Source organism: Janthinobacterium sp. HH104 (assembly GCF_001758715.1).
In the GTDB taxonomy this organism is placed as follows: Bacteria; Pseudomonadota; Gammaproteobacteria; order Burkholderiales; family Burkholderiaceae_D; genus Janthinobacterium; species Janthinobacterium aestuarii.
Genome location: NZ_LRIB01000023.1, coordinates 192,578 through 215,083, shown reverse-complemented (window position 1 = coordinate 215,083; position 22,506 = coordinate 192,578). Strand labels below are relative to the sequence as shown.

24 protein-coding genes are annotated in these 22,506 nt (G+C 61.1%); 18 read left to right on the top strand and 6 right to left on the bottom strand.

All coding sequences use genetic code 11. The annotated features are described in order from the left end of the window. The first annotated feature begins 230 nt into the window (after nt 1–230). Nucleotides 231–989 carry an rRNA pseudouridine synthase gene (locus tag JAB6_RS08195; RefSeq protein ID WP_070302218.1) on the top strand — a complete coding sequence of 253 codons (759 nt, stop codon included), beginning with the start codon at nt 231–233 and terminating at the stop codon, nt 987–989. On the opposite strand, the gene JAB6_RS08190 is transcribed toward JAB6_RS08195, so the two are convergent. From JAB6_RS08190 to JAB6_RS08170, 5 genes are all read right to left on the bottom strand, one after another. Further along, nucleotides 986–1,414: a group III truncated hemoglobin gene (locus JAB6_RS08190; protein WP_051991043.1), complete on the bottom strand. Its 429-nt coding sequence runs from the start codon at nt 1,412–1,414 to the stop codon at nt 986–988. The two genes, JAB6_RS08195 and JAB6_RS08190, sit on opposite strands and share 4 nt — an antisense overlap. A 62-nt stretch (nt 1,415–1,476) precedes the next feature. Continuing rightward, entirely contained in the window at nt 1,477–2,013 is a 537-nt protein-coding gene (locus JAB6_RS08185; RefSeq protein ID WP_070302216.1) for an RDD family protein, read from the bottom strand. Continuing rightward, nucleotides 2,003–2,764 (bottom strand): DUF3106 domain-containing protein, encoded by a 762-nt coding sequence (locus tag JAB6_RS08180; RefSeq protein ID WP_070302214.1) that lies wholly within the window; start codon nt 2,762–2,764, stop codon nt 2,003–2,005. The genes JAB6_RS08185 and JAB6_RS08180 overlap by 11 nt, the downstream gene beginning before the upstream one ends. Continuing rightward, entirely contained in the window at nt 2,765–3,169 is a 405-nt protein-coding gene (locus tag JAB6_RS08175; RefSeq protein WP_046683840.1) for a DUF3619 family protein, read from the bottom strand. Then, a complete protein-coding gene (locus tag JAB6_RS08170) occupies nt 3,166–3,735 on the bottom strand; it encodes an RNA polymerase sigma factor (protein ID WP_034750048.1) in 570 nt (189 codons plus the stop codon). The genes JAB6_RS08175 and JAB6_RS08170 overlap by 4 nt, the downstream gene beginning before the upstream one ends. A 497-nt stretch (nt 3,736–4,232) precedes the next feature. Here JAB6_RS08170 and JAB6_RS08165 point away from each other — a divergent pair, with 497 nt between their 5' ends. From JAB6_RS08165 to JAB6_RS08125, 9 genes are all read left to right on the top strand, one after another. Then, the gene (locus JAB6_RS08165) at nt 4,233–5,963 is read left to right on the top strand and encodes an acetolactate synthase 3 catalytic subunit (protein ID WP_051991041.1); all 1,731 of its coding nucleotides are present in this window, start codon (nt 4,233–4,235) and stop codon (nt 5,961–5,963) included. A gap of 2 nt (nt 5,964–5,965) precedes the next feature. Next, nucleotides 5,966–6,457 (top strand): acetolactate synthase small subunit, encoded by a 492-nt coding sequence (ilvN, locus tag JAB6_RS08160; RefSeq protein ID WP_010399754.1) that lies wholly within the window; start codon nt 5,966–5,968, stop codon nt 6,455–6,457. Between the two features lie 75 nt (nt 6,458–6,532). After that, the gene (gene ilvC / locus JAB6_RS08155; RefSeq protein ID WP_034750044.1) at nt 6,533–7,549 is read left to right on the top strand and encodes a ketol-acid reductoisomerase; all 1,017 of its coding nucleotides are present in this window, start codon (nt 6,533–6,535) and stop codon (nt 7,547–7,549) included. A gap of 149 nt (nt 7,550–7,698) precedes the next feature. Further along, nucleotides 7,699–8,109: a hypothetical protein gene (locus JAB6_RS08150; protein WP_070302213.1), complete on the top strand. Its 411-nt coding sequence runs from the start codon at nt 7,699–7,701 to the stop codon at nt 8,107–8,109. Between the two features lie 192 nt (nt 8,110–8,301). Then, the gene (locus JAB6_RS08145; RefSeq protein WP_083292603.1) at nt 8,302–9,540 is read left to right on the top strand and encodes an MFS transporter; all 1,239 of its coding nucleotides are present in this window, start codon (nt 8,302–8,304) and stop codon (nt 9,538–9,540) included. A gap of 217 nt (nt 9,541–9,757) precedes the next feature. Continuing rightward, the gene (locus JAB6_RS08140; protein WP_034750034.1) at nt 9,758–10,513 is read left to right on the top strand and encodes an SIMPL domain-containing protein; all 756 of its coding nucleotides are present in this window, start codon (nt 9,758–9,760) and stop codon (nt 10,511–10,513) included. A 100-nt stretch (nt 10,514–10,613) separates the two neighbouring features. After that, nucleotides 10,614–11,369 carry an SIMPL domain-containing protein gene (locus JAB6_RS08135; RefSeq protein WP_070302209.1) on the top strand — a complete coding sequence of 252 codons (756 nt, stop codon included), beginning with the start codon at nt 10,614–10,616 and terminating at the stop codon, nt 11,367–11,369. A 157-nt stretch (nt 11,370–11,526) separates the two neighbouring features. After that, nucleotides 11,527–12,378: a CDP-diacylglycerol--serine O-phosphatidyltransferase gene (gene pssA, locus JAB6_RS08130; protein ID WP_070302207.1), complete on the top strand. Its 852-nt coding sequence runs from the start codon at nt 11,527–11,529 to the stop codon at nt 12,376–12,378. Between the two features lie 48 nt (nt 12,379–12,426). Next, nucleotides 12,427–13,971, top strand: coding sequence for a 2-isopropylmalate synthase (locus JAB6_RS08125; protein WP_034750025.1), 1,545 nt, complete (start codon nt 12,427–12,429; stop codon nt 13,969–13,971). An 11-nt stretch (nt 13,972–13,982) separates the two neighbouring features. On the opposite strand, the gene bamE is transcribed toward JAB6_RS08125, so the two are convergent. Further along, nucleotides 13,983–14,480: an outer membrane protein assembly factor BamE gene (gene bamE / locus JAB6_RS08120; protein WP_034750022.1), complete on the bottom strand. Its 498-nt coding sequence runs from the start codon at nt 14,478–14,480 to the stop codon at nt 13,983–13,985. A gap of 185 nt (nt 14,481–14,665) precedes the next feature. Between bamE and rpsO the strand changes: the two genes are divergently transcribed. The 8 genes from rpsO (at nt 14,666) to JAB6_RS08080 (ending at nt 22,460) form a co-directional block, all read left to right on the top strand. Next, nucleotides 14,666–14,935 (top strand): 30S ribosomal protein S15, encoded by a 270-nt coding sequence (gene rpsO / locus JAB6_RS08115; protein ID WP_010399743.1) that lies wholly within the window; start codon nt 14,666–14,668, stop codon nt 14,933–14,935. Between the two features lie 220 nt (nt 14,936–15,155). After that, entirely contained in the window at nt 15,156–17,273 is a 2,118-nt protein-coding gene (pnp, locus tag JAB6_RS08110; RefSeq protein ID WP_034750019.1) for a polyribonucleotide nucleotidyltransferase, read from the top strand. 216 nt (nt 17,274–17,489) lie between these two features. Continuing rightward, entirely contained in the window at nt 17,490–18,182 is a 693-nt protein-coding gene (locus JAB6_RS08105; protein ID WP_070302204.1) for a hypothetical protein, read from the top strand. An 8-nt stretch (nt 18,183–18,190) separates the two neighbouring features. Continuing rightward, complete coding sequence (locus JAB6_RS08100) at nt 18,191–18,487, top strand: hypothetical protein (protein WP_070302202.1); 297 nt, start codon at nt 18,191–18,193, stop codon at nt 18,485–18,487. Between the two features lie 120 nt (nt 18,488–18,607). After that, the gene (locus tag JAB6_RS08095) at nt 18,608–20,554 is read left to right on the top strand and encodes a methyl-accepting chemotaxis protein (protein WP_070302200.1); all 1,947 of its coding nucleotides are present in this window, start codon (nt 18,608–18,610) and stop codon (nt 20,552–20,554) included. Between the two features lie 153 nt (nt 20,555–20,707). After that, the gene (locus JAB6_RS08090; protein WP_070302198.1) at nt 20,708–20,917 is read left to right on the top strand and encodes a hypothetical protein; all 210 of its coding nucleotides are present in this window, start codon (nt 20,708–20,710) and stop codon (nt 20,915–20,917) included. 108 nt (nt 20,918–21,025) lie between these two features. Next, entirely contained in the window at nt 21,026–21,787 is a 762-nt protein-coding gene (locus JAB6_RS08085) for a DUF2807 domain-containing protein (protein WP_070302196.1), read from the top strand. Nucleotides 21,788–21,851: 64 nt separating this feature from the next. Next, complete coding sequence (locus JAB6_RS08080; RefSeq protein WP_070302195.1) at nt 21,852–22,460, top strand: tetratricopeptide repeat protein; 609 nt, start codon at nt 21,852–21,854, stop codon at nt 22,458–22,460. Nucleotides 22,461–22,506: the final 46 nt, after the last annotated feature.

Here is a 22,506-nt window from a genome sequence, read left to right as displayed (position 1 = left end):
CCGCTAATCCAACCTACCAAGCCCGCCATCGCCGCGCCGGTCGGGTAGGTCGGATTAGCGCGTAAGCGCGTAATCCGACAATCACCAGCAACAGCCGGTAGGCCGTGTAGGTCGGATTAGCGCAGCGTAATCCGACAGCCACCAGGCAGTCAGCAACAACGTCAACAAAAAGGGAGGAGCGGGTCGGTTACAATACCGGCTTTCTCCTCCCTTGCTTTTTGCGCCTCCCCATGACCACACCAATCGAAATGCCCACCGTCCGCCTGGCCAAGCGTCTGTCTGAAGACGTGCCCTGTTCGCGCCGCGAGGCCGAGCTGTATATCGAGGGCGGCTGGGTAACGGTCGATGGCGTGCTGGTGGAAGAGTCGGGCGCGCGCGTGGCCGACAATCAAACGGTGGTGCTGCTGCCGAACGCGACCCTGGAAGAAATGCCGCCCGTGACGATTCTGCTGCACAAGCCGGCCGGCATCAATGGCGGCGTGGGCAGCGAAGGCAAGCCGGCCCTGAGCTGTTTGCGTCCCGAAGAGATTTTCACGCCGGAAAATGTGGCGCCCAGCTCCGTCACGCGCTTCCTCAAGCGCCACCTGATCGGTCTGACCATCACCAATCCGCTTGACACCATGGCGTCCGGCCTGCTGGTGTTCACGCAGGATTTCCGCGTCGCCCGCAAGCTGGTCGACGAAGCGAAAACGGTGGAGCAGGAATTCATCGTGGAAGTGTCGGGCGCCATCGCCGAGAATGGCCTGGCGCTGCTGAATCACGGCTTGCCGTTCAATGGCAAGCCTTTGCCGCCGATCAAGGTCAGCTGGCAAAATGAAACGCGCTTGCGCTTTGCCCTGAAAAACGTGCAGCCGGGCCAGATCGCCCACATGTGCAAGATGGTGGGACTGGACGTGGTCGCCATGAAGCGCTTGCGCATTGGCCGTATTTCGATGGGCGCCATGCCGTCAGGACAGTGGCGCTATCTGCAAGGCTACGAACGTTTCTAAAGCTGCGGCGCCACGATGGAATGGCTTTCCGCAAAGCTTTTCCATAGCCGCTCGGCGATATTCAAGGCGATGGTATCGGCCTTCTCTTGCAGGGCCGGGTTGCCCATGCTTTCCGTCGTGGCAAAGAACAGGGTCAGCCAGCGGCGGAACATGCAGGGCGTGAGGTTTTCCATTTGCGCGTGCTGGGCCAGCGGCTTGCCGTGGTAGCGCATGGTGCCGCGCAGCAAGCCTGACCAGAAATCGATCAATGTTGCCAGATGAGCATCCCAATCCTTGACCTCGGCGGCAAAGATGGGGCCCAGCATGGCGTCGTCGCGCGCGGCCGCATAAAAAGTGTGGACGAGATGCTTGACTTCGTCTTCGCTGCAGACTTCCTCGCGGTAGGGAGCGAAGCGTGTGTGGGGGAGGGGGGCGGTATTCTTCATGGCATGCCATGATCGCAGAGCCCCCGTGGCGCTTCAATGACCCAGGTCAAGCCGCATAAAACTCAGGCGGCGACTTTTTTCGACTTCTTCGCGGGAGCCGGCAATTGCACGATCTGCGTGCCCGCCAGCTTGTCGTGCAGGAATTGACCATTGCCCGTGAACAGGGCCGTGCTGGACCAGGCCAGGATGCCCACGCCGATGGCGCCCAGGGCCGTCCAGTGCTGCAGGTCGAAGGCATACGCCGCCACGAGCGCGGGCAGCAGCCACATCCATGACAGGACATAGCGGTAGGCGGCCACGCGCAGCGGCACGTGAGCGTGGCCCGGCAGCACGACTTTCAGGCGCCACGTCTTCATGGCCAGGGTTTGTCCTTCGCGGCTCCACTGATGGATGAAATACGCGCCCATGACGAGGAAGGCCAGGCATTGGCGCATGTGTTCCGTCAATGGCGTATGCGCGCCTTGCACGGCCAGTTCAAACAGCAGGAACGGTAAAAAGAGCACGGCCAGGGCCAGCAGCGACTCGTACACCATGGAAATCAGGCGGCGCTTGATCGTGGGATGGGAGGTGATGCTGGCGGCAGGCGTGCTATTTGACATTGGTTGGCAGTGGGGCGGGCGTAGCAGGTGGCGTGACGGGCACGGCGGCGGGTGGCGTGGTGGCGGCAGGATCGCCTGCCGGCACGGCCGTCGCTGCGGGAGCGGGCGGCTGGACAGGTGCGGCGGCAGGCGCTGCCGACGTGGCAGGCGCCTTAAGTACGGGCGGCTTGGTCGTCGTCGAGTTGATCGCAGGCACCTTGCCCAGCGGTTTTTTCGGCACGAGTTCCGTCGCCAGCTTTTTCTTTTGATCTTCCGGCAATTGCTGGTATTGCTCCCATTGCGCGGTTTTTTGGCCCGGATCAATCTTCTTCGTGCGGGTATAGTTCTCGCGCACGAGGCGGCGCTGTTCCGGCGTCAGCTTGACCCATTCGCGCATGCGGTCATGTACGCGGATTTGCTCGTCGGCCGTCATCGAGGCAAAACGGCTGGCGATATCGAGCCATTTCTGCTTGCGCAGCGGTTCCAGCTTGTTCCACTCGCCCGCCAGCGGCTGCAGGGCTTCCTGTTGCGCGCGCGACAGCTTGTTCCATAATGGATTCTCGCCAGCCTTCGGCGTGCCGCCCTTGCCGCCCGTGCGGGGTGAGCCGGGCTTGACGGCCGGTGCGGGCGCCACGACGGGCGCGGCTGCTGCAGGAGGGGCGGCGGGCGCGGCATGTTGCTGCGCGCCTACCCAGGCGGCGCCCGCCAAGGCGCAAGCACCCAGGCCGATGCCGCCAGCCAGCCAGCCTTTGCGTACGCTCGTGCGTGCCATTTATTGCTCGCGTTTCGTCAGGTAGGCGTTGAAGCCATGGTCCATATAGGCGGAGAGCGGCAATTCGTCCGACAGGACGGCGGCGTCGATTTCTGCCAGTTCGGCAATATGTTGTTCTTGCTCAAACTGATAGATGCCCACCAGGCCGCCAACGAGCAGCAGCAGGGGGATGACAACGCTCATGCGGCCCAGCCACGACAGCGGCTCGACGAACAGGCTGCTGGCGATGCCGGCGAAGACATCCTTGCGCACGGCGACTGCGGCGGGCGCGTCCGCCTTCTTGCGCGACAGGGCCAGCTTGCGTGCCGCTGCCAGGCGATCGGTGGCCGATGCGGGCAGGTCGTCGAGTTTTTCGTTCAGTGCATGGCGCACTTTGTAAGCGAAATTGAGATCGTCGGTGTTCATAATTTAATTCCCTTGGCTTTCAGCGATTCGGCGAGCGTGTGGGTAGCTCTAGAGCAATGTGTTTTCACGCTACCTTCGGAGCAACCCATCGCTTCCGCTGTTTCAGCCACATCCATGTCCTGCCAGTAACGCATGAGGAAGGCTTCGCGTTGACGTGAGGGCAGTTTTTGTACCTCTGCATCAATCAAATCAAGCATTTGCGCGCGTTCGACCTGGTCGGCTGACGATTCGGCGGCACTCGAGCCCTGTTCCGATTCATAAGTATCAAGTATATCAAAATCTTCATGCTCGTCGCCCGAGGGCTTCATGCCGGAAAACAGGCTGACCCAGGTGTTGCGAACTTTTTCTCGGCGGAAATAATCAAGGATGGTGTTCTGCAAGATGCGCTGGAACAGCATCGGCAGCTCGGCGGCTGGCTTGTCGCCGTACTTCTCGGCCAGCTTGATCATGGCGTCCTGCACGATGTCGAGTGCCGATTCTTCCTTGCGGACCGCGTAGGCGGCCTGCTTGAAAGCGCGCCGCTCGACATTTTCTAGAAAGTCGGATAATTCTTTGTCTGTTGCCATGCGGTATTGGGGATCTTAGCGGCTGCGGGGTGCGGTGGGCGAAATGGGGGCGGGTATGCTTTTTGCAACCCCGTGCATGCTAGCAAAAAATGTGCGTTTCCGCAGGCTTTTTGCACGGCGTGCGGGGGAATTGGCCTTTCGGCTGACATTTTCCTTGACCATAATGGTGCAACGCGATAACGTATGGGACGCTTTGAACACCCCAAAGCCCTATGGTCAGGTCGCGACCGGCACACAAGGCCATCCGCGGCAAGACGCGCTTTCATTTGTAGGCAGTTTGTTCTAACCCGCGCCACAAGCGCGAGCGGTTCGTACAGGCGCCACAGAAACTCCGGCCAAACGAGTTGCGTTAAGCGTTGTTTTGTAAGGTATCTATGGGTGCCCAAAGAAATGTCGTGACCGCATGAAAAGGGAAGCAGGAGCACTGTCGCGCACGGCGAACTTCGTCAGGAAAGAACATCCGATCAATCTCCAATGGACCTTGAAAGGAATGTTTCATGAATACCGAAGCAGCAGCAGGACCCATTACCGGCGCAGAAATTGTCGTGCGCTGTCTGGCTGAAGAGGGCGTCGAGCACGTCTTTGGATACCCGGGCGGAGCCGTACTCTACATCTACGACGCCATCTTCCAGCAAAACAAATTCCAGCATATCCTGGTACGCCACGAGCAGGCCGCGATCCACGCCGCCGATGCCTATTCGCGCAGCTCGAACAAAGTCGGTGTCGCCATCGTCACGTCCGGTCCGGGCGTCACGAATGCCGTCACGGGCTTGTCCACCGCGTACATGGACTCGATTCCCATGGTCGTTATCTCCGGCCAGGTGCCGAGCCACGCCATCGGACAGGATGCGTTCCAGGAATGCGACACGGTCGGCATCACGCGCCCCGTCGTCAAGCACAACTTCCTCGTCAAGGACGTCAAGGACCTGGCAGCGACGATCAAGAAAGCCTTCTTCATCGCCCGTACCGGCCGTCCGGGACCCGTGCTGGTCGATATCCCCAAGGATATCAGCATGCACAAATGCCATTTCGACTATCCGAAGGAAGTCGAGATGCGTTCCTACCGTCCCGTCGACAAGGGCCACTCGGGCCAGATCCGCAAGGCCGTGCAGCTGTTGCTGCAAGCCGAACGTCCGATGATCTACACGGGCGGCGGCGTCATCCTCGCGCATGCGGCTCCCGAGCTGAACAAGCTGGTCGACCGCCTGGGTTTCCCGTGCACCAACACCTTGATGGGCCTGGGCGGCTACCGCGCCTCGAGCGAGCAGTATGTCGGCATGCCCGGCATGCATGGTACCTATGAAGCGAACATGGCGATGCAGAACTGCGACGTCCTGATCGCCATCGGCGCCCGTTTCGATGACCGCGTGATCGGCAATCCGAAACATTTCGCTTCGCATCCGCGCAAGATCATCCACGTGGACATCGATCCATCGTCGATTTCCAAGCGCGTCAAGGTCGATATCCCCATCGTCGGCAACGTCAAGGACGTGCTGATCGAGTTCCTCGCGCAACTGGACGCGGCCGAAGCGAAGCCGAACGTCAATGCCTTGAGCAACTGGTGGAAGCAGATCGCCGAATGGCGTGGCCGCGAATGCCTGAAATACCCGACCTCCGACCTGGTGATCAAGCCGCAATCGGTGGTGGAAAAGGTGTTCCAGATCACCAAGGGCGACGCCTTCATCACGTCCGACGTGGGCCAGCACCAGATGTGGGCGGCGCAATATTATGGCTTCGACAAGCCGCGCCGCTGGATCAATTCCGGCGGCCTGGGCACCATGGGTGTCGGCTTGCCGTACGCCATGGGCGTGCAGATGGCCAATCCGGACGCCACCGTTGCCTGCATCACCGGTGAAGGTTCGATCCAGATGTGCATCCAGGAGCTCGCCACGTGCAAGCAGTACCACCTGACGCCGAAGATCATCATGCTCAACAACCGTTTCCTCGGCATGGTGCGCCAGTGGCAGGAAATCGATTACGGTTCGCGCTATTCCGAGTCGTACATGGATTCGCTGCCCGATTTCGAAAAGCTGGCGGAAGCGTACGGCCACGTGGGCATGAAAATTGAAAAACCGGGCGACGTCGACGGCGCCCTGAAAGAGGCGTTTGGCATGAAAGACAGGCTGGTATTCATGAACTTCATTACCGACCAGTCCGAAAACGTGTGGCCAATGGTGAAAGCCGGCAAGGGCCTGTCCGAAATGATGCTCGGTTCGGAGGATCTCTAATCATGCGCCATATTATTTCTGTCTTGCTGGAAAACGAAGCGGGCGCCCTGTCGCGCGTGGTAGGCCTGTTCTCGGCACGCGGCTACAACATCGAAACATTGACGGTGGCGCCGACGGAAGACTCGACCCTGTCGCGCATGACCATCGTCACCAGCGGTTCGGACGACATCATCGAGCAGATCACCAAGCACTTGAACCGCCTCATCGAGGTGGTCAAGGTGGTGGACCTGACCGAAGGCCAGCATATCGAACGCGAGTTGATGCTGATCAAGGTTCGGGCCGTGGGCAAGGAGCGCGAGGAAATGAAGCGCACCGCCGATATCTTCCGTGGCCGCATCATCGATGTCACCGAAAAGACGTACACGATCGAACTGACCGGCAACAAGGTCAAGCTCGACGCGTTCATCGATTCGATCGACCGCGCCGCCATCCTGGAAACCGTCCGTACGGGCGGTTCCGGCATCGGCCGCGGCGAACGCATCCTCAAAGTATAAAAATACAAGCAGCACTACGCGGCCCTGGCGCCGCATTTAAAACAACAACGCATCATCAAATATATAGGAAATACCATGAAAGTTTTTTACGACAAAGACGCTGACCTCTCCTTGATCAAAGGTAAAAACGTTGCCATCATCGGCTACGGTTCGCAAGGCCATGCACACGCGCAAAACCTGAACGATTCGGGCGTCAACGTCACCGTCGGCCTGCGCAAGGGCGGCGCTTCCTGGACCAAGGTCGAGCAAGCGGGCCTGAAAGTAGCGGAAGTCAATGACGCCGTGAAAGCGGCCGACGTCATCATGATCTTGCTGCCAGATGAAAACATCGCCCAGGTCTACAACGAAAACATCGCCCCGTTCGCCAAGCAAGGCGCCGTGCTGGCCTTCGCCCACGGCTTCAACGTGCATTACGGCCAAGTCGTGCCACGCGCCGATCTGGACGTGATCATGGTCGCGCCGAAAGCGCCAGGCCACACCGTGCGCGCCACCTACACCCAGGGCGGCGGCGTACCGCATCTGATCGCCGTGTACCAGGATAAATCGGGCATCGCCCGCGATATCGCCCTGTCGTACGCCTCGGCCAACGGCGGCGGCCGTGCCGGCATCATCGAAACGAACTTCCGTGAAGAAACCGAAACGGACTTGTTCGGCGAACAAGCCGTGCTGTGCGGCGGCGCCGTGGAACTGATCAAGGCCGGCTTCGAAACCCTGACGGAAGCTGGTTACGCGCCTGAAATGGCGTACTTCGAGTGCTTGCACGAATTGAAACTGATCGTCGACCTGATCTATGAAGGCGGCATCGCCAACATGAACTACTCGATCTCGAACAACGCCGAATACGGCGAATACGTGACCGGTCCTAAAGTCGTGACGTCGGCCACCAAGGATGCGATGCGTCAATGCCTGAAAGACATTCAAACGGGCGAATACGCGAAGAGCTTCATCCTGGAAAACAAGGCAGGCGCACCGACCCTGATCTCGCGCCGCCGTTTGACGTCCGAGCACCAGATCGAAGAAGTGGGTGCGAAACTGCGCGCCATGATGCCTTGGATCGCCAAGAACAAGATGGTTGACCAGTCGAAGAACTAAGCAGTTATCGTTCTTCACAAGAAGCCGGCGCAAGCCGGCTTTTTTTATGCGCATCGTTTGGCAGGCAACATCCGTTACAATCAGGCCCATTCAATCTTACCGTCAGCACCATGCTTGTTTTTTCTAAAGTTTTTGTCGGGAATCTTCATGTGGTCAAGCGCCCCGTCTCGCTTGCCATCAGTTGCTGGTTTCTGGTCATCGGTTCTCTGTCATCGCTGGTGTCGGCTTACCTCGGCCGCAACGATCCCGCCATGCAGGCGTGGATGGCGCACAGCGCGATTCCCGCCGAGGCGCAATACGCGATCTTGCTCGCTAGCCTGGGCATTACTCTGGTGGCCGCGCTGGCCATGCTGCAAAGGCAGCGTGGTGCGCGCACTGTGTATCTGGTGTGGGGCGTGATCGACATTGCGCTCAGCCTGGCGACCGTGCCGCTCAAGATGAATGTCCTGCCTGGCGCGCTGACGTTCGCCGTCATCTGCGCCTTCCTGTACAGTCCGAAATCGAATGCCTGGTTTTCGCCACGCAAGGCGGCCAATGATGCCTGCATGACGCCAGCTTGAGCGCGGCTGTTTTGGCGCGCACGTTTTTCGCCCGCCTCCTGTCTTTTTATATTCCTATATAATTCCGGCCTTCCTTTGCAGTTCCCTGTGGGCTGCATCTGTTTCGGTATCTGCCGACCGCAACGCGCATCACCGCTTTTGTAGCACGCCAGGCGCCAATTGATCAGCCGCTTGGCAACCTGAAGGACCCCTATGACCGACCGCACTACCGCAACAGTACCCATGCCGGGCACTGCCGAATCTTCCGTTTCCGAACGTCTTCCCGTCTTGGCCTTGCTGGCCCTGGCCATGACGGCGTTTCTCGCCCTCCTGTCGGAAACCTTGCCCGCCGGCTTGCTGCCGCAGATTGCCCGCGACCTCGGTATTTCCGAAGTCATGACGGGCCAGCTGGTCACCGTCTACGCCATCGGTTCCATCCTGACGGCCATTCCCCTGACAGCGCTGACGAGCGGCTGGCGCCGGCGCAATGTCTTGCTGCTGGCCATCATCGGCTTTTTGATCTTCAATACGGCGACGGCGCTGTCGCCCAACTATATGGTCGCCCTGGTCTCGCGCTTCGTCACCGGCATGGCCGCCGGGCTGGCCTGGGGCTTGATGGCCGGCTACGCGCGCCGCATGGTGTCCGTCGAACAGCAGGGCAGGGCGATGGCCATTGCCATGATCGGCACGCCGCTGGCCCTGTCCCTGGGCGTGCCGCTGGGCACCCTGATGGGCGGCGTGCTGGGCTGGCGCAGCATCTTCGGCATCATGTCGGGCCTGGCTGTGGTGCTGGTCGCGTGGGTGCTGCTGGCCGTGCCCGATTATCCTGGGCAAAAGAATGGCGAGCGCCTGTCGATCCGCCAGGTATTCATGACGCCGGGCGTGCGGCCGATTCTGGCGGTGATCGTCGCCTGGATGCTGGCGCATAACATTCTGTATACCTACATCGCGCCGTTCCTGGCGCCGTCCGGCTTGCGCCCGCGTGTCGACCTGGTGCTGCTCGTGTATGGCGTAGGTTCGCTGGCCGGCATCTGGCTGGTCAGCCGGCTGATCGACCGCTGGCTGCGCCCGCTCGTGCTGGGCTGCATCGCCGCCTTTGCCCTCGTGATGGTCGCGCTGGGCCTGGCGATGGACTCCCCCATCGTCATCTATGTCAGCATGGCCATCTGGGGCATCACCTTTGGCGGCGCCGGCACCTTGCTGCAGACGGCATCGGCGGACGCGGCCGGCGACGGCATGGATGTGGCGCAGGCCATGGTGGCGACCATCTGGAACGTGGCCATCGCGGGCGGCGGCCTGGCGGGCGGCTTGCTGCTCGACGGCTATGGTGCGGCATCGTTCCCGTGGGCCATGCTGGCCTTGCTGATGGTGGCATTGACCATTGCCTGGCGCGCGCGCCGTCACAGTTTCAAGCCGGGCCGGCGCAGCGGCGGCGCGGTGGTCGGCCACTGATAAGTCATTAATAACATTGTTTTTTTCAATGGCAGTGTATTGAAATGTGAGCAGATGTGACTGGCAAGCGCATTTTGTGACGATTTGTTAATTTGCGCCACGGGAATGAATGAGGCGTTAGAATCTACACAGTTTGACAAGTTTCTCAAGCGAAAGGGGCGGCAAAACTGCTCCCTTCGCTGGCTGTCAGCCACATTAACTACCTAGGAGTACCCCCATGACCGTGATGAAATCCGTCCTTGTTGCCGCCGCAGCCACCGTTGCCCTGAGCGCACAAGCGCAATCCCTGCCGACTTCCGGCACCCTGGTGGTCGTTCCCGCGTTTGGCGAAGTCAAGCATGTCAATGACCAGGTGGTCGCTACCCTGGCCGTCGAAGAACAGGACAAGGACAAAGCTGCGGCCGCGTCGCGTGTCAACCAGAAGATGAACAAGGGCATCGCCATCGTCAAGCAGGCTGATCCGTCGGCGGCACTGAAATCGTATGGCTACTATACCTATCCTGTGTATCCGGAAGAGCGCCCATTGCCGGCTGGCGCCGTTGCCAAGCCGCGCCTGCCAACGGCCTGGCGCGTGGGCCAGTACCTGGAAGTGACGACGGCCAACCTGGCGTCCCTGCCCAAAACCGTGTCGGCGGCGCAAGGCGTGCTGACCCTGAATGGCTTGAATTTCGGTCTGAAGCCGGAAACCATCCGTTTGCTGGACGACCAGCGCATCGCCGCCACCTATAAAAACCTGAATGAGCGCGTGGCCGCCATCGCCAAGGCCATGGGCCGCAACGTTTCCGACGCCGTGCTCGATACGGTGGACTTCGAAGGTTCGGGCAATTACGTCACGGAAAACCGCTCTGCCGCCGCACCGATGATGATGCGCAGCGCCAAGATGAGCGAAGACAGTGCCGTCGCCGAACCGAGCTTCGAGCCGGGCGAAACGACGCTCGACATGCGTGTCGTCGGCAAGGTCAAGTTCAAGTAAGTTCAATAGTGTGGAAGTATTTCCACGTTAGCATGTGTTAAAAATCATGGGGCTGTTGGCCCCATGGTCGTTTTTGCCCCCATATTTTCCAGGAGAACCCATGACCGTCATGAAATCACTGCTGGCTGCCGCCGCCGCTACCATTGCCTTGGGCGTACAAGCCCAGACCTTGCCCACCTCCGGCACCCTCGTCGTGGTGCCCGCCAACGGCGAAGTGGTGCATGCGAACGACCAGGTGACCGTCACCCTGGCCGTCGAAGAGCAGGACAAGGACAAGGCCGCCGCCGCCTCGCGCGTGAACCAGAAGATGAACCAGGGCGCGGCCATCGTCAAGAAAGCCGATCCGCAAGCCGTGCTGAAAACCCAGGGCTATTACACGTATGCCGTGTATCCTGAAACGGCGCCATTGCCGCCTGGTGTCGCCGCCAAACCCAGAGTGCCGACCGGCTGGCGAGTGGGCCAGTATCTGCAGGTAACGACGACGAATCTGGCCGCCTTGCCGAAAACCGTGTCGGCTGCGCAAGGCGTGCTGACCCTGAACCGCCTGAACTTCGGCTTGGCGCCCGCCACCATCCGCAAGCTCGACGACCAGCGCATCGTCGCCGCCTACAAGAACCTCAACGAGCGCGTGGCCGCCATCGCTGGCGCCATGGGCCGCAATGTCAGTGACGCCGTGATCGATACCATCGATTTCGAAGGTTCGGGCAACTACGCGCAGCGCGCCAACGTGGCCGGCGCGCGCGCCATGAGTGCCGATGCCATGGGCTATGGCGGCAACCAGGTGGCCGAACCGAGCTTCGAGCCGGGCGAAACGACCTTGAACATGGGCCTGGTGGCCAAGGTCAAGTTCAAATAAGGCTTGAACAGGGATCAATATTGCCAGCTTGACGCCGCCGCGCTTTTCTTTGGCGGTGGCTCCTCTATAATGACAACACCGGCAGGCGCATGCCGTGACAGTCATGCGCCTGCCATCTGGCACCGATTCCCCCGCAGTACACAAGATATGGAACAACATGGCAAACTTCCCCCGTCGTAGAGGCAAGAACGGCACTCCCGCAGTATCCAAAGCGTCCCGCTTCAGCAAATTCGCGCGCCAGCCGGTGAACGATGGCACTGGCAAGAAAACCTTGCGCCGCCGCGGCATCTATCTGTTGCCGAATGCCTTTACGACGGCAGCCCTGTTTTGCGGCTTCTACGCCATCGTCATGGCCATGAACCAGAAATTCGAGCACGCGGCCTGGGCCATCTTCATCGCCATGATCCTCGACGGCCTCGACGGCCGCATCGCCCGCCTGACAAATACGCAGAGCGAATTCGGCGCCCAGTACGACAGCCTGTCCGACATGGTGTCGTTCGGCGCCGCGCCGGCGCTGGTGATCTACGAATGGTCGCTGCGCGGCATGGGCAAACTGGGCTGGCTGGCCGCCTTCGTGTACTGCGCCGGTGCCGCCTTGCGCCTGGCCCGCTTCAACACGAATATCGCCGTGGTCGACAAGCGCTTCTTCCAGGGCTTGCCCAGCCCGGCGGCGGCGGCCATGGTGGCCGGCTTCATCCTGCTGATGAACGACCTGGAATTTGCCGGCAACCAGCTGGCCTGGGTATCGTGGACGATCGCCCTGTTTTCCGGCCTGACCATGGTCACCAACGTGCCGTTCTACAGCTTCAAGGATGTGAATTTCCGCAAGTCCGTGCCTTTTATCGTGGTATTCCTGCTGGCATTGTTCTTCGCGCTCATTTCCATCGATCCGCCGAAGGTGCTGTTCCCGATTTTCGTCGTGTATGGCCTGTCCGGCTACGCCGTGTTTTTCTGGCGCATGGCGAAGGGCAAGCCCGTCAGCATCATCCAGACCGACCCCGAGCATTAATGCGGCGAGTCGGTAGCGTCGCCAGTCTTCAGACAGCCAGGAGCAGCCATGACCACCAGCAACCGACTCATCATTTTTGACACCACCCTGCGCGACGGCGAGCAATCGCCGGGCGCCTCCATGACGCGCGAGGAAAAGCTGCGCATCGCCAAGCAGCTCGAGCGCATGAAGGTCGACGTGATCGAGGCGGGCTTCGCCGCCGCCTCGCAGGGCGACTTCGAATCGATACGGGCGATTGCCGGCGCCGTGCGCGAGTCCACCATCTGCTCGCTGTCGCGTGCCAACGACCGCGACATCGCCCGCGCCGCCGAGGCGCTGGCGCCAGCCGAGCGCAAGCGCATCCATACCTTTATCGCCACGTCGCCCCTGCACATGCAGATGAAGCTGCGCATGACGCCAGAGCAAGTGCTGACGCAGGCGCAAAATGCCGTGCGCTTTGCGCGCCAGTTCACTGACGACATCGAATTCAGCCCCGAAGACGGCAGCCGCTCCGACGAAGATTTCCTTTGCCGTGTGCTCGAGGGCGTGATCGCCGAGGGCGCCACCACCATCAATTTTCCCGACACGGTCGGCTACGCTGTGCCCGAAATCTTCGGCGCGACCATCAAGCGCTTGCGCGAACGCATACCGAACTCCGACAAGGCCATCTGGTCCGTCCATTGCCATAACGACCTGGGCCTGGCTGTGGCCAACTCGCTGGCCGGCGTCATGATAGGCGGCGCGCGGCAGATCGAGTGCACGGTCAATGGCCTAGGCGAGCGGGCCGGCAATACGGCGCTGGAAGAAGTGGTGATGGCGCTGCGCACGCGCGCCGCCTATTACAACCTGACGGTGGGCATCGATACGACACAAATCGTGGCGGCGTCCAAAATGGTGTCGCAGATCACGGGCTTTGCCGTGCAGCCGAACAAGGCCGTCGTCGGCGCGAACGCTTTTGCGCACGCGTCCGGCATCCACCAGGACGGCATTTTAAAGGCGCGCGAGACGTATGAAATCATGCGCGCCGAAGACGTGGGCTGGACGGCCAACAAGATCGTGCTCGGCAAACTGTCGGGGCGCAATGCCTTCAAGCAGCGGCTGCAGGAGCTGGGCATTTCTCTGGAGTCGGAAGCGGAAGTCAACGCGGCCTTCCTGCGCTTCAAGGAACTGGCCGACCGGAAATCCGAGATTTTCGACGAAGACATCATGGCCCTCGTCAGCGAGGAGCAGCAGGCGCAGGAGAGTGAGCACTACCGTTTTGTTGCGCTGACGCAGCAGTCGACGACGGGCTCCGTGCCCCATGCGCGCGTGGAGTTTCTCGTCGGCGGTGAGCAGCGCAGCTGCGAAGGGCAGGGCGATGGCCCCGTCGACGCGACCGTCAACGCCATCGAAAGCGCGGCCGCCAGCGGCGCCGAGCTGGTCCTGTTCTCCGTCAATGCTATCAGCACGGGCACGCAGTCGCAGGGTGAAGTCACGATGCGCCTGTCGCGCGATGGGCGCATCGTCAATGGCGTGGGCGCCGATCCGGACATCATCGTCGCGTCGGCCAAGGCGTATTTGTCGGCCTTAAACAAACTGCATGCGAAAGACGAGCGCATCGACCCGCAACCGTGAGGGGGCGCTAACTACCAGAAAAACCGCCGCTCTTCCTTGGCTGGATCTGGCCCGTTCATCATCATGCGCACGATGCCGTCGTGGTCGAAGTGCACGTGCATCATGGAATCCCACACGCCCGATTCCTTGTAGCGGTAGGACCAGACGTGCAGTTTCGGCAGCGACAGATACGAGGTTTCCGTCGGGCGGCCCAGGGTGTGCAGCACGTCTTGCTGAGTCGACACGCCCACCTTGATGCGGGCAAAGCCTGGCGTGTCGAGCACTTGCTCGTAGGAAATCAACCTGTCGTCGGGGCCGAAACGGGCCATATACGTGTACTGGCCGTACGGTCCCGTCGCGTATTCGAGTTCGGGACCCGTGGGTAGCTGGTAGATATTGGTGGGCCGGCCCAGGCGCGCTTCCACGGCGGCGCGCGGCTCGCCCGGCTGGGGCGGCGGGACGTTCCAGCTGGCGCAGCCGGCCAGCGCGGCAAACAGCAGCGGTGTTGCTGATTTGAGCAGTTTTTTCATGTTTGACCTCCTGAAATGCAGGAAAACCCTATCATGCACCGAGAAAAGCGCGCACGGCAGGATACAGGCGGGCATTTTTCCGATATACTTGCGCGTCTGGTTGGAAGCATAGGCCAGTATTTTAATAATCGTAGTTCACGGTGGATAGGGTTCAGACTCTGTGCACCGCATGTGAAAGGTTTATCATGACAGTAGAAAACATCAACAAAGCCGCTATCATCGCGGACAACGCACGTGGTCAAAACGACACCGGCTCCCCTGAAGTGCAAGTTGCACTGCTGACAGCTCGCATCAACGAACTGAACGGCCACTTCAAAGCCCACTCGAAAGATCACCACTCCCGCCGCGGCCTGATCATGATGGTCAACCGTCGTAAGAGCCTGTTGTCCTACCTGAAGGCTAAAGACGCTACCCGTTATCGCGACCTGATCGCTAAACTTGGTCTGCGCAAGTAATTTTTGCCGTACAAGGTTTATACAGAAATGCCTGCGCCAGTTCGCTGACGCGGGCATTTTGTCATTTGAATTCCGGATTTATGTCGAGAAGTACAGTATTCTCTACCGATATCATGTTTTAAAAGTAAAGTAGTAAAGGCGGCAACGAAGTTTTCGCCGCCTGTGGTGAGGTGAACGACAGCCCCTGAAAATCTGTCGGCAATTAGAAAAGGGATACCCCATGTTTAACAAAGTTACGAAAACCTTCCAGTACGGTCAACACCAAGTGACCCTGGAAACCGGCGAAATCGCACGTCAGGCATCCGGCGCAGTGCTGGTGTCGATCGAAGATACCGTCGTTCTGGCAACGGTAGTGGCACGCAAAGATGCCAAGCCAGGCCAGGATTTCTTCCCTTTGACGGTTGATTATGTCGAGAAAACCTATGCTGCCGGTAAAATCCCGGGCGGTTTTTTCAAGCGCGAAGGCCGTCCTTCCGAAAAAGAAACACTGACCTCCCGTCTGATCGACCGTCCTATCCGTCCGCTGTTCCCGGAAGGCTACCTGAATGAAGTGCAAGTCATCATTCACGTGTTGTCGGTCAACCCTGAAATCGATCCGGACATCGCCGCCATGATCGGCGCATCGGCTGCCCTGTGCGTATCGGGCGTGCCTTTCAACGGTCCTATCGGCGCCGCGCGCGTCGGTTACGCCAATGGCCAGTACATCCTGAACCCGACCGTCCAGCAACTGAAAACGTCGGAAATGGACCTGGTTGTCGCCGGTACCGAAACGGCCGTGCTGATGGTCGAATCGGAAGCGAAACAGCTGTCCGAAGAAATCATGCTGGGCGCCGTGGTCTTCGGCCACGACCAGATGAAAGTCGTCATCGACGCGATTCACGACCTGGTGCGTGACGGCGGCAAGCCGGAAGTCGAATGGGCGCCTGCGCCGAAAAACGAAGCACTGATCGCCCGCGTCGCGCATTTCGCCAATGCCAAGATCAATGACGCGTATCAAACCAAGGACAAGCAAGAGCGTACGGCCAAGCTGAAAGCAGCGACGTCGGAAGTGATCGCCGACCTGTCGGCTGAAGTGGCTGCCAACGGCGGCGCGGCTATCGACAGCGCTGAAGTGAACAACATCCTGTTCGACATCGAAGCGAAAATCGTGCGTACGCAAATCCTGGACGGCGAGCCACGCATCGACGGCCGCGACACGCGCACCGTGCGTCCGATCTCGATCCGCACCAGCGTGCTGCCACGCACCCACGGTTCGGCCCTGTTCACGCGCGGCGAAACGCAAGCGCTGGTCGTGGCAACTTTGGGCACCGCCCGCGACAGCCAGAAGATCGATGCGCTGATGGGCGAGTTCACCGATTCGTTCATGCTGCATTACAACATGCCTCCGTTCGCCACCGGCGAAACGGGCCGTGTCGGTACGCCTAAGCGCCGCGAAATCGGCCACGGCCGCCTGGCCAAGCGCGCGCTGATCGCTGCCCTGCCAGCAGCTGAAGAGTTCAGCTACTCGGTGCGTCTGGTATCGGAAATCACGGAATCGAACGGTTCCTCGTCGATGGCTTCCGTCTGCGGCGGCTGCCTGGCACTGATGGACGCCGGCGTGCCGATGAAAGAACACGTGGCCGGTATCGCCATGGGCCTGATCAAGGAAGGCGGCAAGTTTGCCGTGCTGTCCGACATCCTGGGCGACGAAGATCACCTGGGCGACATGGACTTCAAGGTAGCCGGTACCCGCAACGGTATCACGGCGCTGCAGATGGACATCAAGATCATGGGCATCACCAAGGAAATCATGCAAGTGGCACTGGCGCAAGCCAAGGAAGGCCGCGAGCACATCCTGGGCGAAATGCAAAAAGCCATGCCGCACGTCAAAACCGAACTGTCCGATTTCGCACCGCGTCTGATCACCATCAAGATCAACCCGGAAAAAATCCGTGACGTGATCGGCAAGGGCGGCGCCGTGATCCGTGCGCTGACCGAAGAGACGGGCACCCAGATCGACATCAGCGACGAAGGCGTGGTCACCATCGCTTCCGTCGACGCTGCTGCCGGCCAGGAAGCCAAGCGCCGCATCGAAGAACTGACCGCTTCCGTCGAAGTGGGCAAGACCTACGAAGGCACCGTGCTGAAACTGCTGGACTTCGGCGCCATCGTCCAAGTCATGCCAGGCAAGGACGGCTTGCTGCACATCTCGCAGATCGCCAACGAGCGCGTCAACGCCGTGGCCGACTACCTGAAAGAAGGCCAGCTGGTGCGTGTAAAAGTTCTGGAAACGGACGACCGCGGCCGTCTGAAACTGTCGATGAAAGCTGCTGAAGGCAACGAAGCGCCAGCCGCTTAATTTCCTTCAGGTTCGCCTGAATGCGGCCTCGGCCGCATGATCAAAACCGCCAGCGCGCAAGCCCTGGCGGTTTTTTTTTGCGCCGCGTTTGCGCTGCATCGAAAGTGTGTGTCGACGTGTGCATCGGCCTTGATACAGCGCGTATCGGCCGCTGCCGCTCCTTGTAGATTCGGAAAGGGAATCTTCCCCTGAACGAGTCTTCCAAGGAGATGCAGCATGCGCACATTCCGCGGGCTGGCCGCCGCCTTTCTGCTTGCCGTTTCGCCCTGCACCTGGGCACAGGCTGACGACGCACCGACGCCGGTGCCGCTGCCCATCCCCATCGCCGCTGCATCCGCAGCCATGCCGGCGCAAGACCTCGACGCCTTGCGCGCCGTGCATGCGCGCGAAATCAATGACCTCAGCACCTTCAAGACCATCGGCCTGCAGCGCCCGGTGATCGACGGCTGGCTGGAGGGTGAGGACGGGCAGCAATTCCTGGCCCAGCTGCGCGCGGCCGATCCGGGCGCGCCGGCGGAGACGATTTATGCGCGGGCCGTTGAGCAGCTGGCGTCCGGCAATAAGTTGCCGACCGTCTGGCTGATCGATATTCCGCTCTACAAGGTAGTGCCGCACGGACAGAGCGTCTTGCGCTATTCGCCATACTTCACCACTATCGGGCAGTTGCAAGGCAGCGACGAGTGTGACTCGCTGGCAGACTGCTTCGGCTTGCCGCTCAGGAGCGAAGCGCCGCTGTATGATGTGTATGAGGTCACGCCTAACGGGACCGTGACGGTGTTTGTCAGCTCGGTGGCGCCGACCGAAGAGCTGGGCGGCCTGGTGCGGCGCAAGGGTGGCGCCTTGCAATACCTGTTGCCCAATCGCAAGCTGTGGTCGGCGCCCGTGCTGGTGGGCACCATCAAGAATTAGGAGTGAACATGGATCAGTCGCGCCTGCAAGCCTGTACTACCGAACTGGAACAGTTGCTGGCCCGCCTGGCGGGCGCCGATACGGAAGTGGCCGACCTGCGCAGCGCGCTCGAGCCGCTGCTGGCCCTGGCGGGGAACGGGGGCTTGAGCGCACCCCTGCCATGGGGCGATATCCCCGGCGGGCGCTACTTTAACGAAGGCAGTTTGCGCTGCTACCCTGAGCTGGAGCAGGCGTTTGCCCGCTTCCGCATCGAGGCGACGGGCGGCGACTCGCCCGCCTTGCGCAAGCTGCGCGGCGAGACATGAACTATATGGTATCAATTGTTGTTTATGGGTAATTGACTGTCAGTATTGCTTGACGACAAAATCTTATTCCCCGACCATGGTGCATCCCTCCCGATTTTCTCTTTTTTTATTGGATGCACCATGTTGTCCTCCCTTAAGGCGCGGCTGATCGCCATCGCCGTTTCCATCGTCGTGCTGGCCATGCTGGCTGTCGCCATTGCCAATTTCTTCACGACGCGTTCCAGCACCCTGGCCGCGCTCGACACGCAGATGCTGCAGTTGTCGCACAGCCATGCGCAAGCCATCGCCGAATGGCTGCGTTCCAAGCAAGCCGTCGTGGGCTCGCTCAAGCAGGGCGCCACGGCGGCCGATCCGCTGCTGGCCCTGAAGGCGGCCGAACAGGCGGGCACCTTCGACATGGCGTACATCGGCTTTGCCGACAAGCACGCCGTCTTTTCGCAGGAGCGCAAGCGCGCCGCCGACTACGATCCCACGGCGCGCCCCTGGTACAAGCTGGCGTCCGAAGTGGGCGGCCCCATCATCACCGCGCCCTACATCGGCGCCAGCACGGGCAAGCTGGTGGTGACGTTTGCCGAGCCGCTGGGCGGCAAGGGCAGCGTGACGGGCGTGATGGCGGCCGACGTGATGATGGATGCGGTAGTGCAAAACGTCGCTTCGATCAAGCCGACGGCGTCCAGCTATGCCTTCCTCGTCGATGGCGGCGGCAAGATCATCGCCCATCCGGATAGCAAACTGACTCTGAAACCGCTGGCCGAGCTGGACCCGGGCCTGAGCGCGCAGGCGCTGGCCGATATCGAAAAGAGCGGCAATGGCGCAGCCATTCGCCTGGGTGACCGTAACGGTATCTTGCATGTAAGTAAAGTGCCGGGAAGCGACTGGCTGCTGGCTACCGTGCTCGACCGTGCAGAAGCGACGCAGGCACTGAGCTCCATGCTGCGCGCGTCGGCCCTGACGGCCTTGCTGGTGCTGGCCCTGGCCGCCACGGTATTGAGCGTACTGGTGGCGCGCGCCTTGCGCCGCCTGGGTCTGGTGCGCGATGCGATGGAAGCGATCGCCACGGGCGACGGCGACCTGACCAGCCGCCTCGACGCGGAAGGCGCGGACGAGCTGGCGCAGATCGCCAAGGCATTCAACTTGTTCGTCGAAAAGATCGCCACCGTGCTGGTGCAGATCCGCAGCATCAGCACCCTGGTGCGCAGCGAGTCGGCCGACATTGCCGCCGGCAATGCGGACCTGTCCTCGCGTACGGAAGCGCAGGCGGGCGCGCTGGAAGAGACGGCCAGCTCGATGGATGAGCTGACGTCGACCGTCAAGCAGAATGCGGAAAACGCGCATGCAGCCAACCAGTTGGCCGTGTCCGCCTCGGAAGTGGCGGCCAAGGGTGGCCGCGTGGTGCAGCAGGTGGTGGGCACCATGGCTGGCATCCAGGAAAGCTCGCGCAAGATCGTCGACATCATCGGCGTGATCGACGGTATCGCCTTCCAGACGAACATCCTGGCGCTGAACGCGGCCGTCGAGGCGGCGCGCGCGGGCGAGCAGGGCAGGGGCTTTGCCGTGGTGGCGTCCGAAGTGCGCAACCTGGCGCAACGCTCCGCCGGTGCGGCGAAGGAAATCAAGGAATTGATCGGCGATTCGGTGGAGAAGGTCGATGCCGGCGGCCGCCTCGTCGATGAGGCGGGTCAGACCATGGATCAGGTGGTGGCCTCGGTGCAGCAATTGACGACCATCATGAGCGAGATCACGGTGGCCAGCCGCGAACAGAGCGCCGGCATCGGCGAGATCAATACGGCCGTCACGCACATGGATACCATGACGCAGCAAAACGCGGCCCTCGTCGAGCAAGCGGCTGCCGCCGCGGAAAGCCTGCAGGAGCAGGCCGTGGACCTGGCGCAAGCCGTCGGCATGTTCCGCCTGGGCGATGCCGGTCCTGCCGCGGCACACGCGCCCGTGACGCGCCTCAAGGCGAAGCCAGCCGCTGCTGCACCGCGCGCGCCGGCCCGCGCGCTGGCGCCGGTCAAACCCGTCAAGGCGGCCAAGTCCGGCGCCGACGAGTGGGAAGAGTTTTAAGAAGACGCTTAGCGATCTGCACGTTCATCCGCGTTTTTGTCAGGCCAGCCTGCCAAAAATGCAGTTCGTCGCAATCGGCGTGTCTGCCGGGGGCGGTATGGCTATAGTGACACCATACCGCAAGCCCACTGCCAGACACCCGAGGAGAACAACATGAACGTCGCTAAAAACATGGAAGTCATTGCCGTTGCCGCCGCTATCGTGTTCGGCGCCAGCTGCTACGCCATCGCCCCGGCCGCTCCGGCCCTGCAAGTGGCCAGTTCCACGGCCACCCTGGCCGCGCCAGCGAACAAGGCTGCCATGCAAGTGGTGGTCGTCAAGGCCAAGCGCCTGAGCGCTGCCGAAAAAGCCCGTTTTGCATAATTGATTGTCAGCCATTTTCGGCGCTGCTACAGTGGTGCTGCGCGAGCAATGCAGGCGCCCCACGCGGGCGCCGCGACACATAAAAACAAGATACCGAGGATGCACTACATGAAAAAGATTCTGCAATTGGCGCTGCTGTTCCTGGCGACATTGGGCCTGGTGCGCGGCGTGGCCGCCGAGACCCGCTTGCTGGAAATGCGCAACGTCGACGCCCGCGTCGTGCGCGTCAAGCTCGATGGCGTGATGGAAGTGCGCATTCGCCAGGGCAACGTGGCTTCGCTAAGCATCACGGCCGACAAGCGCTACATCGCCGATGTCAGCACGGCGCAAAGCGGCGATACCCTGCACATCGAAACGGAGGTGCGCGGCTTCAAGATCGGCCCCTCGTCGATCCGCGCCGACCTGGTCCTGCCGAACCTGCGCGAGCTGAGCTCGGAAGGATTTGGCAGCACCGACATCACGGGCTTCAAGGGCGAGGAACTGACCCTGTCGCTGGAAGGGGCGGGCAGCATCAAGCTGGTGGGCGACTACCGCAAGCTCAATGCCAGCCTGGGCGGCGTGGGCAGCATGCAGATATGGATAGGCAACAATGAGCGCGCGGAGCTGGACCTGCAGGGTGCGGGTTCCGTGATACTGGGTGGACGCGGACGTATCCTGAAAGCGAGCCTGGGCGGCCTGGGCAGCCTGAATGCGCAGCAGTTCGAAGTCGATGCCGTCAATCTGGAATTGAGCGGCCTGGGCAATGCCACGGTGAATGCCCATACGAATGCCAAGCTGAACCTGAGCGGACTCGGCTCGGTGGTGGTGTACGGCAAGCCGGCCAACCGCGATGTCAGCGTCGAGGGCCTGGGCAAAGTCAGCTGGAAGTAAACGCATCCTGCCGCAGGCTTTATTGGCAGAACAAGAATAAGTAGTCAGACCACATCCCATTCCGATGAAAAAACTGATCATTACATTACTCATGCTGTTGGCGATACAGCTGCCCGCACGGGCTGGCTTCGTCGAAGGCGCCAGTGCCTACAACAACAAGAATTACGCGCTGGCCTACAAGGAAATCCTGCCACTGGCCAAGACCGGCAACGCCGATGCCCAGCATTTGCTGGGCTTGATGTACTACATGGGCCGCGGCTTGCCGCAGGATTACAAGCAAGCCATGTTCTGGCACCGCAAGGCGGCCGACCAGGGCAAGGCCGACGCCCAGTATGTGGTGGGCGCCATGTATTACACGGGCAACGCCGTGCTGCAGGACCACAAGCAGGCCGTCAGCTGGTTCCGCAAGGCGGCCGAGCAGAACCACGCCGAGGCGCAACAGGTGCTGGGTCTGATGTACCGCTACCACATGGGCGGCGTGCAGCAGGACAACGTCATCGCCTACATGCTGTGGAACCTGGCGGCGGCGAACGGCAACGCGAATGCGGCCGACCAGCGCGCCGCCGTGGTGCGCAAGATGACGCATGAGCAAGTCGAGGAAGGACAGGCCCTGTCGGCGAAATGGAAGCCTGGCACGCCGCTGCCGCGCCAGTCGAAGACGGGCGGCACATAGGGAAGGGGGCATGCCTGCAAGGGTGAACGGCTTGGCGTACAATCGC